Raw genomic sequence first — 15,565 nt, forward strand, 5'->3', positions numbered from 1 at the left:
GGCGATCAACGTACCGATGGGTTCACGGCGTCGTCCCCGTCGCGTCCCGGCGTCGCCGCGACCGCCCGGCGGCGGTCAACGTACCCGACCGCGGGTCCGCGAAGGACGGACAGGCTCCCGAGCCGCTGTGGACGAAGCCGACCTCAGCGCAGACGTACGGGGACGACGACGAACTCGTGGTAGCGGCGGGCGTGGTGATCGCCAGCGGCCGCCCGCTCGCGGCCCTCGACACGGCGACGGGTGAGGAGCGGTGGTCGCTGGAGGACGGCGCGGTGCCCGGTGCGCCGCTCCTGCTCGGCGCCGGCACCGTGTACCTGGCCAGCGGCACGTACGACGGCACCGTCGGCGGGTACGACCCGGCCTCGGGAGAGCAGCGGGACGTCGGCACCGAGCAGAACGGCGTGCAGGCCGTGGTCCAGGGCCGCCACCTCGTCTACACCGACGTCAGGAAGAACCTCACGGTGCGCGGTTCGCGGTACGTACCCGGCCGTCCGCCGGGTACGTACCGCCGCTTCGACATGCCCAGGACCGTAGCGGTAGCCCACGGCTCGCGTGCTGGAGCAAACGCGGCGAAGTCCGGCCGGTGGGCCCGTCGCGGGCGTGGCCGTCCTGACGCAAGGCGCCCCCCGGCGGAGGCCGGCCGGTCCGCGGGAACGGGGGATGGGGGGCCGGATTTCGCCGGTTCGGGGCGGGGGCGTGCGGTGGGTCCCGCGGGGGCGCTGGTGGCCGGGCGGCGGGTGTGTGCGGGGCCGGTCGGCACGGTCGCGCAGGGGTAGTGTCCGAGTTCGTGGGGTAATGACGCGCGTATATTCCTAGGGGCCCGCCGCTACCGAAGGTGCGATCGGGGTTCGGTCCGGAATCCCGGTGCGGGGGCTCGGCGAAGTGGGAGGTGTGGGCCGGTCCATGGTCATCCGCATATGGTTCAACTACGTGTCCCCGTTCAGCATGTTGACCCGGCGCCTGCTCGGGAGCGCGTTGGCCGATCCGGCCGTCGAGGTGCGCTGGTTACCCCACGAGGGCGGAGGTCAGCGGCTCGGTGCTCCGCCGCCCTCGGCCCTCGTCTGGGAGTTCGGGGTGCGGCGGCTCGCGTGGCGGCTGGGGCTGGAGATCGGCCGGTCCGCGCCGCCGCCGACGGGTGGGCGGCTCGCCCTGCGCGGCTACCAGTACGCCTGTGACCAGGGCCTGGGGGAGGAGTACAGCGAGCACGTCTACGCGGCCTACTTCCTGGAGAAGCACGACATAGGGCAGCTGGGTCCGCTCGTGCGGGTCGCCGGGCTGGCGGGGCTGGAACCCGAGGCGTTCCGAAGAGCCGTCACTTCGCAGCACTACGCGCAGCGCCACCGCGCGGCGCTCAGGGAGGGCCGGAACGTCACCGTCGTGCCGACACTGGCCTGCGGGGGGCACCGGATCGAGGGTGTTCCCACGGTGGCTCAGATCGAGCGGCTGACGGCGGGCGCGGCGCCGCTGCGGGCCTGAGCGGCGGGCGGGAGCTCCGTGTGAGGGCCTCAGCGGCCGCCCCCGGCCGCGGTGCGCGCTCCGGGCTCGTCGATGTGTTCCAGTGTCGTGTTGAGCGCATCCAGCAGGCAGGCCGCGGTGTCGCCGGGCAGCGGGGCGAGGAGCCGGGTGTGGCGGTCCGTGACGGCCTCGGCGACGACGCGGGTCAGCTCCGCTCCCTCGGGCGTCAGCTGGACCCAGTTGCTGCGCCCGTCCCGGTCGTTCGCCTCGCGGTTGACGAAGCCCGAGCGCGCGAGGCGCTGGATGATGTTGCTGGTGCCCCCGGAGGAGAGCCCGCACGCGGTGGCCAGGGCGGTCGGCCGCAGCCGGTGGCCCGAGGCGCTCAGGAGGGCCCTCAGGACGTCGGCTTCGGCCCGGGTCAGTCCCACGCGGGCCGCGGCCGAGGCGGTGGCGGAGTCGAGGAGCCGGCCGAGGCGGTAGACCTGTTGGGCCAGCACGTTGGAATCGACCCTGAACTCGTCGGAAGGCGCCATCCCCAACGTTCTCCTTCTGCTTCTGTAGCTCCTGCTCCCCGGGCCGGTCCGCGCAGCGGTAGCGAAGGCTTCCTGACGGGGGTGCAAAGCCGCAGAGGGGGGGCTGTTCGTGCTCCCACTCCATGGCGAAGACGGCCCCCGGCGCCTTGCTGAAGCAAGTGTAGAAGGCAACCTTCGCCCACGGAGTGTCCTGGCGATATTGCCGGTTGATTCCGTGGGGCGGGGGATACTAACATAGGAATATACCTTTCCGGAAAGCTTTAAAGCGGGTTTTGGCCGGGGTGTTTCGCGGCTCGGCGGAATCCCGAATCCCACTCACCGGTCGTCAAGTCCCCGTGGTGGGCAACCGAGTGAATCGCCCGGTTGGCCACCCGGCGCCGACGCACACAAGCCGACGCACACAAAGGGTCACCCATGACGAGCCACGGCGAAGTCGCGCGACGCACCGTCTCCTTACCCACGCCCTCCGACGCCCCCGGCCCCGAACACCTCTCGGCCACGGTGAGCGTGGCGGTGGCCGACCTCCGTCCGGCCGACTCGCCACGGGTGCCGGTCGGGGACCCGGACCACCTCCGCGCGCTGGCCGCGTGGCCCGGGGAGCTGCCGCCGATCATCGTCCACCGGCCCTCCATGCGCGTGATCGACGGGACCTACCGCCTCCGCGTGGCCGTGCTGCGCGGCGCCACCCGGGTCGCCGCCCGCTTCTTCGACGGCAGCCCCGAGGACGCGTTCGTGCTCGCCGTCACCGCCAACGCCGGCCACGGCCTGCCGCTCACCCCCGCCGAGCGCTCGGCGGCGGCCGCGCGCATCGTCGCCTCGCACCCGCACTGGTCCGACCGGTCCATCGGCGCCGTCACCGGCCTCTCGGCCCACGCGGTGGCCGCGCTGCGGCGCCGCAACGCCATCCCCGCGGCGGACGCCCGGGTCGGCCGGGACGGCAGGGTCAGGCCGCTCAGCACGGCGGCCGAACGCCGGGAGGCGCGCCGCCTGCTGGCCGAAGCCCCCGAGCTCTCGCTGCGGCAGGTAGCCCGCCTCACCGGGCTCTCACCCGCCACCGTGCGGGACGTCCGGGACCGGGTCAGCCGGGGGGAGGACCCGGTCCCCAAGCGGCTGCGCCGCCCCGCCGCTGTCCCGGCACCGCCGGGACCGTCCCCCCGCCGGCAGTCCGGACGGCCCGCGGACGGCCAGCGCGGCGGCGGCGCCGTCAAGGAGTTCGGGGAACTGTACGGCAGCCTGTGCGGCGACCCCGCCCTCCGGCACAGCGAGTCCGGCCGCGCGCTGCTGCGGCTGCTGGGGCAGTGGAAGATCACGGCGGAGGAGTGGGGTGCCATGGCCGACGCCGTTCCGGGCCACCGCCGGGAAGACGTGGCCGAAATGGCCCTGGCCTGCGTTCGGTTGTGGGAGTCGCTGGCCGAAGCGATGGGTACCGCCGAGCGCGCGCCCCGAAGGCGCGGTCAGTAGCGGACGGCGCGCAGCCGGGGGCCGTACGGGGCGGCGTCGAGCCAGCGTCCGGCGGCGGGCCACAGGGGAGCGGCGAGGGCCGCCGTCCGCTGCGCGACCCGCTGCCGGAGGCGGGGCGCGAGGAGGTGGCCCAGCGCGCTCGCGGCCGCCGTCACGTTGCGGTGCGCGGCCCGGCGCCGCTCGTGCGCGTACCGGCGGACGGCGTCGTCCCGGACGGCGTGGGCCGCGGCCACGGCGTCCGCGATCCCGGAGTTCATGCCCCGGGCGCCGAACGGGGGCAGCAGATGGGCCGCTTCGCCCGCGAGCAGGACGCGGCCGTACGGGTCGGTGAAGGCGCTCGCGACGCGCTGCTGGAACCGGTAGGCGGAGGTCCAGGTGACGCGGGGGGCCCGCAGGTGGGGGACGGCCAGGGGGAGCCAGTCGCCGATCCGCCCGGTGAGGCGGGCGGCGTCCTCGTCCGGGCGGCACTGCACGTCGATCCGCCAGCCCCCGCGGAAGGGCACGAGGAGGACGTTGCGCCGCAGCGCCGGGTGCCGGTAGTGGAACACCCGCTCCGGCGCGGCGGGGACGGCGCCCTCGTCGACGTCGACGACGAGGAACTCGGCGGAGGTGGTGGCCCCTTCCATCGCCACCCCCAGCCCCGCCCGCACGGCGGAGCGGGGGCCGTCGCAGGCGATGACGTGTCCGGCCCGGTGCTCGGCGCCCGAGGCGGTGCGCACCAGCGCCCCGCCGGGCCGGCCGGCCGCCCGCACGACGGCCTCGCCCCACAGCACGGGGATGCCCGAGCTCTCGCAGGCCTCGCGCAGGAGGTCCTCCAGGGCGGTCTGGGGCAGGCTGGTGAAGGGCGGCGGTCCCTCGCCCGGGGGGAAGGAGCGGTGGTGCACCTCGCGTCCCGCCCACAGGGTGCGGTGGGTGCCCCAGGTGAGCCCGTCGCGCGCGACCCGCGCGCCGAGCCCCGGGCTGACGGCGTCCAGGTGCCGCAGCGTGGCGCGGTGCACGAACAGGGCCCGGCTGCCGGGGCGCTCGTCGTCCCGGCGCCGGGCCTCCAGCACCAGTGGCGTGAGGCCGAGGGAGGCCGCGGCGAGTGCGGCGCTGAGTCCCACCGGGCCCGCCCCGACGACGATGACGGACGCGGTCACGCGCGCACCGGCCACGGGCGCGCGGGGCTCCCGGGATGCGTCCCGCTGGGCACGACGGCCGGGTTGAACCGCTCGACGACGCGCAGGGGCGGCTCGTCGGCCAGGTACAGCAGGTAGGCGCGGCGTACCGCGGGCGGCCCGGTGGGGGCCTGCGGCCACGGGGCCAGGCCGACGCCGAGCAGGGTGCGGCGCTGGCGGACGCCGGCGCGGGCGAGCGCCGGGCCGAGCGGGGTGTCGGCGCGGGTGACGGCGTCGGCGACGGCGGGTGCGGCGGGCAGGGGCCCCGTCACGAGGTTGCGGGAGACGGTGATGCCGTCCGGGGTGAGGAGTTCGGTGACCCGTACGAGACAGGGCGTGTCCGCGGGGCGGCGCACCGTGGGAGATCCCGGGCGCGGGGCGTCGCCGTCGGCCGGGGGCACCGTGTGCTGGCTGACGAGCCGCAGGCGCAGGGGAGCCCCGGTGCGCCTGCGGAGCTGCTCCGTGGTGGAGCCGGTGTGGCCGAGCAGGTGCCGGGTGAACGGGTCGGCGAAGCGCTCCTCGTGCGCGGCGGGCGGCGGCGCTGCGCTCGTCGCGGGCGGTGGCGGTGTTCCGGTACGGGCGGTCCCAAGCGTCCGCATGGCGGCACACTCCCGGCTCGACGGGTGGAGGCGTGCTGGAGGGCGTGGAGGCGTGCGGAGCCGCTGTGGCCGGGCCGCGGCCACAGCGGTCGGCGCGGAGGTCAGGCGCCGGGGTTGTAGTTCCCGGGCGCCAGCCGGGCGGTGATGGCCAGGCGGTTGTAGCTGTTGATGGCGACGATGACCCACACGAGCTGGGCGAGCTGCTCCTCGCCGAACGCCTCGCGGCCCAGCTCGAAGACCTCGTCCGGGAGCTGACCGTCGTGGATGAGGGTGACGGCCTCGGTGACCTCCAGGGCCGCCCGCTCGCGGTCGCTGTAGAACGGGGTCTCCCGCCAGGCGTTGAGCGCGAAGATGCGCTGCTCGGCCAGGTCCGCCCGGCGGGCGTCGATGGTGTGCATGTCGATGCAGAAGGCGCAGCCGTTGATCTGGGAGGCGCGGATGCGCACGAGGTGGAGCAGCTCGCTCTCCAGGCCGGCTTCCTCGGCCGCCGTGTCGGCCTGGCCGGCCAGGCGGTTCATCACCGCGTAGGTGGAGGAGGACAGTTCGCGGAGGTTGAGGCGCTCGTTCTTTCCGGTAGCCATGCGCTGACCATATGTGACCCGCAGTTGCCCCGACACCCGTCACGGACAAGGCAGTTGAACACCCCAGACGGCTCCTCGCCAGGGAAGTCGCCTGGTGGCCGACGGTTCACTCGGGTCTCGCTCGGCTCTTCCTTGACAGAGGAACTAGCTCGCGAGAAAGATAACTGTGCTCGTCGGAGTAATGACCCCCTGCTCCGGTTCGAGCAACGACCACCCCCTTCTTCTCGGACCGATCCGCACCACAGCACCGTCGTGCTCGACGCCGCGGGTGGCGCCGCGCCGGACGTCCCCGCGCGCCTTCGTGCGTCACGCACCCGCCATGTTCCGCAGTTCGCCATGTTCCAACGCCCGGAGACCCGTCCCGCGCGCTCCGACGGTCATCCGGGACCGACCGATGAACGGCTGGAAAGATATGTCTGAGCTGACCCACGGCACGTCACGGCCCGAGGGCGAGGCCGCCCTCAGCCAGCACCTGAGCGAGATGCTGCGCTGGCACTTCGAACCCGCCACCGGTTCCCCGTTCTGGCTGAGCAGGGTGGGGGACCTGGACTTCGACCCGCTGACCGACGTCAAGGAGCCGGCCGACCTGCGCCGGTTCCCGGACGTCAGCGACGAACTGCGCACCGTCCCGGTCGAGGAGCTCTTCCCCAAGGGAGCGGCGTCCAGCGCGTTCGACGTCTTCGAGTCCGGCGGCACCGTCGGCGCGCCCAAGCGCATCGTCGACAGCACCGCCCGGACCCGGAACGTGGACTGGGTCAGCGAGGTGCTGGCGCAGCACGGCTTTCCCGCCAGCGGGCACTGGCTGCACGTCGGCCCCACGGGCCCGCACGTCGTCGGGCGGACGGTGCGCCACCTCGCCCAGTCGCGCGGAGGCGTGTGCTTCACCCTCGACTTCGACCCGCGCTGGGTGAAGCGGCTCATCGGCTCCGGCCGCACCGAACTGGCCGCCGAGTACCGCGAGTACCTGCTCGACCAGATGGAGCTCATCGCCCGTACCCAGGAAGTGCGGGTGCTGTTCATCACTCCTCCCGTGCTGGAGGCGGTCTGCGCGCGCGGCGCACTCCACGAGCGGCTCGCCGCCACCGTGGAGGGCATCCTCTGGGCCGGCACGAGCATGAGCCCGGAATCGCTGCGGCAGGTCGAGGAGTTCTTCTTCCCCCGGGCGAAGGTGGCCGCCATCTACGGCAACACCATCATGGGCATCGCCCCGCAGCGCCCGCGCGAGGAGGGCGACGAGCACCCCTGCGTGTTCCGGCCCTACTTCCCGCAGTCCGTGGTCGAGGTCCTCGACCCCGAGACCGGCGAGGAGGTGGAGTACGGGCAGCGCGGCCAGGTGCTCATGCACCAGATGAGCCACGACATGTTCCTGCCGAACGTCCTGGAGCGGGACACCGCGATCCGGGTCCGGCCCGCCACCGGGGACACCGTCGACGGGCTGGCCGACATCGCCCCGCTGCGCGCCAAGGACGCCCCGGCCGTCGTCGAGGGGGTCTACTGATGAGCGCGCTGCCCGTGGTGAACCCGGTCATCGCCGGCCGGGAGGTGGACAGCCGCGACCGCTCCACCCTCACGGCCGTCGACGGCTCCCCGCTGGCCTCGGTCGGCCTCGCCCCTCGGCTCATGGCCCAGGCCGCCCTCAACCGGCTCCGCTCCGCCGACGCCGAGCCCGCCCCCGACGCCGCACTCTTCGCCAAGGCCGGTGAGCTCTTCGCCACCGCCGAGCTGGACGGCGAGAGCCCGCAGGAGTACTGCCGCCGCGTCGCCCTGGCCACCGGTACCCCGCTGGGCGCCGTCACCGGGGCCCGCGAGGGCATCCGCAACCAGCTCTCCCTGGTCGAGCGGCTCAACCAGGCCGAGCTGCCCGCCCCGTTCGCCGCCCCCGGCTTCGCCACGCACTGGGTGCCGCGCGGCGACCTGCTGGCGGCCGTCGTCCCCAACAACCACCCCGAGCCCAACGTCACCTGGGTGCGCGCACTGGCGATGGGCGTCTCCGTGCTCGTGCGTCCCGGCAGCAAGGACCCCTTCACCCCGCGCCGGCTCGTCGCCGCCCTCTCGGCCGCGGGGCTCGACCCGGACCGCGCGGCCCTGCTGCCCGGCGGCCACGAGGTGGGCGAGCACCTGCTCGCCGAGGCGGACCTCGGCCTGGTGTACGGCGGACCGGCCGCCGCCGAGCGGTTCGGCTCCCGCCGCGACGTGCTCGTGCGCGGCCCCGGCCGCAGCAAGGCGCTGGTCGGTCCGGGCGCCGCGCAGGACGAGGGGCTGCTCGACGACCTCGTCGAGTGGATCGCCGACGACGGCGGAGTGCGCTGCAACAACATCTCCCTCGTCCTCACCAGCGGCCCCGTCGCGCCCCTGGCGGACGCGCTGGCCGCCCGGCTCGCGACGTTGCCGGTGCGCCCCGTGACCGACCCGGACGCGGCACTGCCCGCCATGACGGGGGAGGCGGGCGCCGTGCTGGCCGAGCACCTCGCCGGGATGACCGCGCACGCCGTCGACCACAGCACCCACCGGTACGCGGACGGGCTCTGCGCCGACCCCGGCGACGGCAGCGCGGTGCTGCGGCCCCTCGTCGTCTCGGTGCCGACCGCCACCGACCCGCTCGTCGGCACCGAACTCGGCTTCCCCTTCGTCGTCGTGGCGCCCTGGCGGCCCCAGGACGGCACCGCCCCGCTGCGCGAGTCCCTCGTGGTCAGCCTGCCCGACGAGCACGCGGGGCTGGCCGGGCGTGTCCTGCGCGAGCCCAGCGTGCGCAAGGTGGTGACCGGACGGGTACGGCCCTGGGCCTCGGTGCCCGAGACCCCGCACGACGGCAGCCTCGCCCAGTTCCTGCTGGAACCCAAGGGGCTGGTCTCCGCGCCGGCGGAGAGCTGAACCGCCACCAGTACGTGTAGTCCCCTGCCACGTCTACGGAAGTGATGAGCGGTGACGACGACTGAATCCCCCACCCAGGCCCCCTCCGAGACGCCCGCCGCGGCTGCGGCAGCCCGTCCCGGAGCCCCGGCCCACCCGTTCCCCAGCCTGCACTGGCGGCACCTGCCCGCCGAGCAGCAGCCCGAGTGGCCCGACAGCTCCCGGGCGGCCCGGGTGCAGGACCGGCTCGCCCTGTGGCCCGCGCTGACGGCACCGGCCGACGTCCGGCGGCTCGCTTCCGCCCTGGCTCAGGTCCGGGCCGGAGAAGCGTTCCTCCTCCAGGCCGGTGACTGCGCCGAACCCGTCGGCCCCGCCGCCCTCCCGGCGGCCCGCGCCAAGCACAAGGCCATCGGCACCATGGCCGAGCTCGTCAGCGACCGGCTGGACCTGCCGACGGTCACCGTCGGGCGCCTCGGCGGCCAGCACGCCAAGCCCCGTTCCAAGCCCTCCGAATGGGTCGAGGGCCGGTCGCTGCCCGTCTACCGCGGGGACATGGTGAACGGCCACGCCCCCGACGAGGCGTCCCGGACCCCGGACCCCGAGCGCATGCACCGCGCCTACGCGACCGCCCGCGCGGTGATGAACGAACTCCAGCTCCTGGCCCACGAGACGGCCGGCGAGCGGGCGCTGCGCGAGCTGAGCGGCACCGAGACCGTGACGGACTACCCGGTGCGCCCCTGGGACGGCAGCCTGCGCTCCGTGCTGCGCGGCTACGGCCAGACGGTCCCCGGTCGGAAGGGCTGGACCAGGACCGGGCTGTGGACCAGCCACGAGGCCCTCCTCCTCGACTACGAACAGGCACTCGTCCGGCGGGACTCGCACACCGGACAGCAGTACCTGCTCTCCACCCACTTCCCGTGGATCGGCGACCGGACGCGCCAGGTGGGCGGCGCCCACGTGGCGTTCCTCGCCGGGATCGCCAACCCCGTCGCGTGCAAGGTCGGCCCCGGCATGCGGGAGGACGACCTCATCGAGATCTGCGGCCGGATCGACCCCCACCGCACCCCCGGCCGGCTCACGCTCATCAGCCGCCTGGGCGTCGGACACGTCCGCGAGCGGCTGCCCGAGGTCGTCCGGGCGGTCCGCCGGGCCGGGCACGACGTGGTGTGGATGTGCGACCCCATGCACGGCAACACCATCACCCTCGGCAACGGCCTCAAGACCCGCAGGGTCAGCGACGTCCTCGCCGAGCTCACCGGCTTCTTCGAGGTGCTGGGACGGGCGGGCGTGTGGCCCGGCGGCGTCCACCTCGAGATCGCCGGCGAGGAGGTGACCGAGTGCCTGGGGGCCGGCGGCTGCTCCTCCGAGGAGGGGCTGACCCGCGCCTACCGGACCCTGTGCGACCCGCGGCTCAGCAACGCCCAGGCCTACCTCGTCACCGACGCCGTGGCCGATCTGCTGAGCGGTCTGTGAGCCCTTCTCCTTCAGAAGCCGGAGGCACGCGACTTCGGCAGAAAGCGACGACCATGCGCACTCTGCTGATCGACAACTACGACTCGTACACCTACAACCTCTTCCAGCTGATCGCCGAGGTCAACGGTGCCGAGCCCGAGGTCATCACGAACGACGCCCCGTCCGCCGCCGCCCTGGACCTGTCCGGGTACGACAACGTGGTCATCTCGCCCGGCCCCGGACACCCCGGCCGGGAACGCGACTTCGGCATCGTCACCGACGTGCTCAGGCGCGCCGACCTCCCCGTGCTCGGGGTCTGCCTGGGGCACCAGGGCATCGGGCTGAACGAGGGCGCCGAGGTCGGGCCCGCGCCCGCACCGCGGCACGGCTTCCTCAGCACGGTCGAGCACCACGGCGAGGACCTGTTCGCGGGGCTGCCGCAGGGCTTCACCGCCGTGCGCTACCACTCCCTCAGCGTGGCCGAGCCGGTGCCCGAGGCCCTGGAGGCCACGGCCTGGTCGGAGGACGGCGTCATCATGGGCCTGCGGCACCGTCACCGCCCGCTGTGGGGCGTGCAGTTCCACCCCGAGTCGGTGTGCACCGAGTACGGCCGGCAGCTCCTGGCCAACTTCCGCGACCTCACCGTCCGGCACGGGCTCCGCCCCCGCCCGGCCGTCCCGTCGGCCGACGTCCCCGACGCCGTCGGCGCGGGCCCCGAGGCCGCCCCCGCCGGGGCGTCCACCGGTACCTCCGACGCCTCGCCGCCCCGCGCGGAGGCCGGGCTCGTCCACCCCGAGGAGCCGTCCGCCGGGCTGCGCGTGCACCTGCGCACCATCGAGACGGCCGTGGACGCCGAGGCCGCCTTCACCCACCTGTACAGCGACTCCCCGGCCCCGGCGTTCTGGCTGGACAGCGCCCATGTGGAGCCGGGACGGGCCCGGTTCTCCTTCCTGGGCGACGCCTCCGGGCCCCTGGCGGAGCTGGTGCGCTACCGCACCGGTGAGGACGGCGTCGTCGTCGAGCGGGCCGGGCACCCCGCCCGCCGGGTCCCCGGCGACGTCTTCGACTACCTCCAGCGGCAGCTGCGCAGGCGTCGCACCGACCTCACGGACGTCCCGTTCGACTTCTCCGGCGGCTACGTCGGCTACTTCGGCTACGAGCTCAAGGGCGACCTCGGGTCGGTCAACCGGCACACGTCCCCCGTCCCCGACGCGACGTGGCTCTTCGTGGACCGTTTCGTCGTCGTCGACCACTTCGCGGAGTGCACCTACGTCGTCGCGCTGTCCGACCCCGACACCGAGGTGGCGGCTGCCCGCTGGATCGACACCGCCGTCGCGTCCCTGCTGTCCCTGCCCCCGGCTCCGCCCGTGCCGGTGGCCGCCGGCGCCGACGCCGAGTCCTGGCTGCTGCACGACCGCGAGCAGTACCGCGCCCGCATCGAGGAGATCCAGCGCGCCCTGCACGCGGGGGAGAGCTACGAGGTGTGCCTGACCACCTCGGCCTGGCTGCCCGCGGCCGAGGGCGACGGCTACCCCTACTACCGGGCGCTGCGCCGTCTCAACCCCGCCCCCTACGCGGCCTACCTGCGGCTGGGCGACGTCGAGGTGGCCAGCTCCTCGCCCGAGCGGTTCCTGACGATCGACCGGTCGGGGACGGTGGAGACGAAGCCGATCAAGGGCACCGTCCACCGCGGCGCCGACCCCGAGGAGGACGCCCGGCTGCGCGACTCGCTCGCCGCCGACCCGAAGACCCGGGCGGAGAACCTGATGATCGTGGACCTGCTGCGCAACGATCTCGGGCGCGTGTGCGAGATCGGCAGCGTCCACGTGCCGCGCCTGATGGCCGCCGAGACCTACACGACGGTCCATCAGCTCGTCTCCACCGTGCGCGGGCGGATGCGTCCGGAGCACGACGCGATCGACGTCGTCCGGGCCTGCTTCCCGGGCGGTTCGATGACCGGCGCCCCGAAGCTGCGGACGATGGAGATCATCGACTCCCTGGAGGACGAGGCCCGGGGCGTCTACTCGGGCACCATCGGCTTCCTGTCGACCAACGGCACGGCCGACCTGAACATCGTCATCCGCACCGCGGTGCGCAGCGGCGGACGCTGGCGGGTCGGCGCGGGCGGGGCCATCGTCCTCGACTCCGACGCCGACGCCGAGTTCGACGAGGTGCTGCTCAAGGCCGCGGCCCCGCTGCGCGCCCACGCCGCCCGGCAGCCGTCCGACACCGAGCCCCAGGTCCCGCTGCCGGGCTGACGAGCGTCCCACCCCGAGCCGCGAGCAGACACGAGACAGGAGCCCGAGCATGGACGCGAAGACGGCGGGGAACGCGGCGGCGGCGCTGGCCGCCACCTGCGCCCACCGCGGATGGACCACCCGCCCCGCCTTCCACGAGAACGACACGACCGTCACCCACGGGGAGATCCACGCCCTGGCGGCGCGGGTGGCCTCCGTCCTCGCGGACCGGGGCGTCACCGAGGGCGACCGCGTCTGCCTCGCCCTCCCCGACGGGATCGCCTGGGTGGCCACGTTCCTCGCCACCGCCCGGCTCGGGGCCGTCGCCGTCGTCACCAACCCGGCGCTCACGGCGGCCGACCACGCCCGGCTGGTCGAGGACAGCGGGCCCGTCCTCGCCGTCACCGGTGAGGAGACCGCCGGCCACTTCCCCGGCCTGCCGTGCCCGACCCCCGAGGAGCTGCTCGGGGACGCGGCGGACCGGCCCCCCGCCCCCGCGGCGCCGGTCTCCGGCGACCACCCCCTCTACCTCCAGTACACCTCCGGCACGACCGGCGCGCCCAAGGGCGTCGTGCACCGGCACGGAGACCTGGAGCGGTACCACGGCGGAGCCGGCGCCCAGGTGCTGGAGATCGGGCCCGACGACGTCCTGCTGTCGGTGTCCAAGCTCTTCTTCGCCTACGGGCTCGGCAACGCCCTCGCCTTCCCGCTGTGTTCGGGCGGCGCGGCCGTCCTGGAGCCGGGCCCGCCCAAGCCCGCGCGGATCGCCGAGCTGGTGGCCCGGCACCGGGTCACCTACCTCTTCGCGGTGCCCTCCGCGTACGCCAACCTGCTCGCCGAGACGGCGCCCGACGCGTTCTCCAGCGTCCGCGCTGCCGTCTCGGCGGGGGAGCGGCTCACCCCCGAACTGGCCGAGCGGGTGACCGCGTTCCTCGGCGCCCCCGTCTACGACCAGCTCGGCTCCACCGAGGCCGGTCACGCGATCGCCACGGGAGGGCCCGCGCACCACGTGCCCGGCACGATCGGCAGGCCCGTCCCCGGCTTCGAGGCCGAGATCCGCGACCGGCACGGCACCCCGCTCCCCGACGGCGAGGCCGGTGAGCTGTGGGTGCGCGGACCGACCGTCACCCCCGGCTACCACCGGCGCCCCGACGCCACCGCGCGGACGATCGTCGACGGCTGGCTCAACACCCGCGACCGGGCGGTGCGCAACCCCGACGGCACCCTCGTCCACCACGGCCGCACCGACGACCTGGAGATGGTCGGCGGCATCACCGTCTCGCCGGTGGAGATCGAACGTCTCCTGGCCCGGCACCCCGCCGTCCTGGACGTGGCGGTGGCCGGTGTCCCCGACGACCGGGGCGCCACCAAGCTGCGCGCCTTCGTGGTCCTGCGGCCGGCGTCCGCCGGGGCCGACGCGGTGAGCGCGGAACTGCTCGCCGCCGCCCGCGCCGGACTGGCGCCGTTCAAGGTGCCCCGGAGCGTGGAGGTCGTCGGCGCCCTTCCCCGCACCGCCACCGGGAAGATCCAGCGCTACCTGCTGCGCCGCGGCGCCTGGTGACGTCCCTCCGCGCGCCCGGACCCGACCGCCCCCAGGAGTCTCCGCCCGCCCCTTTTCGTCCGTCAGAAGAGAAAGCAGCCTGAGATGTTCCTTGATCGCCTGCCGGAAAGCGCCTTCTACGTCGGCCTCATGTGGGAGAAGGCGGCACGGAAGTTCCCCGCCACGCCCGTGACCCTGGACGAGCCGCTGGCGACCCTGCCCGGTCTTGGCACCCGCTTCACCTACGCCTCCGTCGCCGACGTCGTGGCCGACCTCGCCTCGCGGCTGTGGCACCTGGGCATCCGGCCGAGCGAGCACGTGGCGGTCCACAAGAACGACAACTTCGACATATCCCTGCTGGCCAGTGCCGTCTCCCGGATCGGCGCCGTCCCGGTGATGGTCTCGGCCGCGCTCCCCGGCGAGATCGTCGGCAAGCTGCTCCAGCGGCTGGACCGCCCGTGGCTGATCACCGACGCCGCGAAGCTGGCCGGCCCGCTCGACGGCGTCCCGGTGCGGGAGTTGACGCACGAGACCGTGCTCGCGGGCACCGCCGGGTTCGACGGGCTGCGGATGATCGCCGACCTCGACGACGTCCCGCGCCGCCCGGCGGTGAAACTGCACCCCACCCACCCGACGCTGATCACCCACACCTCCGGGACGACCGGCGTCTCCAAGCTCATGGTGCACAACGCACGGGGGCTGTTCCACCGGCTGCTGCCGCAGCAGGTCATCGCCTGGCCGGTCCGCGGGAAGGAGACCGTCGCGCTGTGCATGTCCTTCGTGCACTCGCGCTTCTTCCACTCGCTCGGCGTCTTCCTCGGCTACGGCAACCCGCTCGTCGTCCTCCACGACCCCGACCCGGACAAGATCGGGCCCACGTTCGTCCGCCACCGGCCCGGCCTCGTCGAGACCCACCCCAACAACTTCATCCAGTGGGAGGAACTGGCCGACGCCGAGGGCGCCCCGCTCTCCAGCGTGCGCTACTACAGCAGCACCTTCGACGCCATCCACCCGCGCACCATCCAGCGGCTGCTGGCCGCCTCCACCCGGCGCCGCCCGATGCTCGTCCAGCTCTACGGGCAGAGCGAGACGGGACCGATCTCCGGCGCCGTCTACACGGAGAAGGGCGCGGCCGCGATGGACGGCCGGGACGTCGGGTACGTGCTGCCCGGCTTCATCCGCCTGAGGGTCGTGGACGACGCGGGCCGCCCCCTGCCCAAGGGGCGCCCAGGCCACCTCGAACTGCGCGGGCGCAGCACGGTGATGACCTACCTCGGCGAGCACGAGCGCTACCTGCGGAACAAGAACCAGGGCTGGTGGCGGCTGGGCGACATGGGCTACCTCGGCCGTTTCGGAAAGCTGCACCTCATCGACCGCGAGATCGACCAGATCGACGACATCGACAGCAACCTGGAGGTCGAGGACGTCCTGATGTCCCGGCTGCCCGAGCTGCTCGAGGCCATCATCGTGATCGGCGCCGACGGCGAGCCCGTCCCCATCGTCTGCACCCGCCGCGACGCCCCGCTGGACCCGGAGCGCTGGGCGCGGGCCACCGCCGGGCTGCCCCCGCTCGCCCCGCCGCTCCACTGGCCGTTCGGCGAGGTGCCCCGCACCTCCACCTGGAAGGTGCGCCGCGTGGAGATCACCCAGATGCTGCGCGAGAACCGCGTGCCCGCCCTCAACGCCGACTCCGACTGACC

General features: G+C 74.2%; 12 protein-coding genes and 1 pseudogene. 9 read left to right on the plus strand and 4 right to left on the minus strand.

The genetic code is table 11. The features are described 5' to 3' along the window. Positions 1-65 precede the first annotated feature (65 nt). Positions 66-467, plus strand: a pseudogene (locus tag O7609_RS17295) (outer membrane protein assembly factor BamB family protein); the annotation flags it as partial. A 436-nt stretch (positions 468-903) separates the two neighbouring features. Beyond that, the gene (locus O7609_RS17300) at positions 904-1,476 is read left to right on the plus strand and encodes a DsbA family oxidoreductase (protein WP_269736091.1); all 573 of its coding nucleotides are present in this window, start codon (positions 904-906) and stop codon (positions 1,474-1,476) included. A gap of 29 nt (positions 1,477-1,505) precedes the next feature. Here the strand turns inward: O7609_RS17300 and O7609_RS17305 are convergent, their stop codons facing one another. After that, a complete protein-coding gene (locus tag O7609_RS17305; RefSeq protein WP_269736090.1) occupies positions 1,506-1,988 on the minus strand; it encodes a MarR family winged helix-turn-helix transcriptional regulator in 483 nt (160 codons plus the stop codon). A gap of 414 nt (positions 1,989-2,402) precedes the next feature. On the opposite strand from O7609_RS17305, the gene O7609_RS17310 reads away from it, so the two are divergent. Next, positions 2,403-3,449: a ParB/RepB/Spo0J family partition protein gene (locus O7609_RS17310; RefSeq protein WP_269736089.1), complete on the plus strand. Its 1,047-nt coding sequence runs from the start codon at positions 2,403-2,405 to the stop codon at positions 3,447-3,449. On the opposite strand, the gene O7609_RS17315 is transcribed toward O7609_RS17310, so the two are convergent. The 3 genes from O7609_RS17315 to O7609_RS17325 form a co-directional block, all read right to left on the minus strand. Next, complete coding sequence (locus tag O7609_RS17315) at positions 3,443-4,588, minus strand: FAD-dependent monooxygenase (RefSeq protein WP_269743855.1); 1,146 nt, start codon at positions 4,586-4,588, stop codon at positions 3,443-3,445. The genes O7609_RS17310 and O7609_RS17315 overlap by 7 nt on opposite strands. Beyond that, entirely contained in the window at positions 4,585-5,205 is a 621-nt protein-coding gene (locus tag O7609_RS17320; RefSeq protein ID WP_269736087.1) for a chorismate--pyruvate lyase family protein, read from the minus strand. Before O7609_RS17320 ends, O7609_RS17315 begins: the two co-directional genes overlap by 4 nt. Positions 5,206-5,306: 101 nt before the next feature. Next, positions 5,307-5,786: a carboxymuconolactone decarboxylase family protein gene (locus tag O7609_RS17325; protein ID WP_269736086.1), complete on the minus strand. Its 480-nt coding sequence runs from the start codon at positions 5,784-5,786 to the stop codon at positions 5,307-5,309. 412 nt (positions 5,787-6,198) lie between these two features. On the opposite strand from O7609_RS17325, the gene O7609_RS17330 reads away from it, so the two are divergent. The 6 genes from O7609_RS17330 (at position 6,199) to O7609_RS17355 (ending at position 15,563) form a co-directional block, all read left to right on the plus strand. Next, positions 6,199-7,284: an AMP-binding protein gene (locus O7609_RS17330; protein WP_269743856.1), complete on the plus strand. Its 1,086-nt coding sequence runs from the start codon at positions 6,199-6,201 to the stop codon at positions 7,282-7,284. Beyond that, entirely contained in the window at positions 7,284-8,657 is a 1,374-nt protein-coding gene (locus O7609_RS17335; protein WP_269736084.1) for an aldehyde dehydrogenase family protein, read from the plus strand. The genes O7609_RS17330 and O7609_RS17335 overlap by 1 nt, the downstream gene beginning before the upstream one ends. A 51-nt stretch (positions 8,658-8,708) precedes the next feature. Then, complete coding sequence (locus tag O7609_RS17340) at positions 8,709-10,109, plus strand: 3-deoxy-7-phosphoheptulonate synthase (RefSeq protein ID WP_269736083.1); 1,401 nt, start codon at positions 8,709-8,711, stop codon at positions 10,107-10,109. Positions 10,110-10,162: 53 nt separating this feature from the next. Then, positions 10,163-12,346, plus strand: a complete 2,184-nt coding sequence (gene pabB, locus O7609_RS17345; protein WP_269736082.1) for an aminodeoxychorismate synthase component I — start codon at positions 10,163-10,165, stop codon at positions 12,344-12,346. A 49-nt stretch (positions 12,347-12,395) separates the two neighbouring features. Further along, positions 12,396-13,886, plus strand: a complete 1,491-nt coding sequence (locus O7609_RS17350) for an AMP-binding protein (protein ID WP_269736081.1) — start codon at positions 12,396-12,398, stop codon at positions 13,884-13,886. A gap of 84 nt (positions 13,887-13,970) precedes the next feature. Then, positions 13,971-15,563 carry a class I adenylate-forming enzyme family protein gene (locus O7609_RS17355; protein WP_269736080.1) on the plus strand — a complete coding sequence of 531 codons (1,593 nt, stop codon included), beginning with the start codon at positions 13,971-13,973 and terminating at the stop codon, positions 15,561-15,563. The last annotated feature ends 2 nt before the right edge of the window (positions 15,564-15,565 follow it).

It is taken from the genome of Streptomyces sp. WMMC1477 (genome assembly GCF_027460245.1).
Taxonomy (GTDB): Bacteria; Actinomycetota; Actinomycetes; order Streptomycetales; family Streptomycetaceae; genus Streptomyces.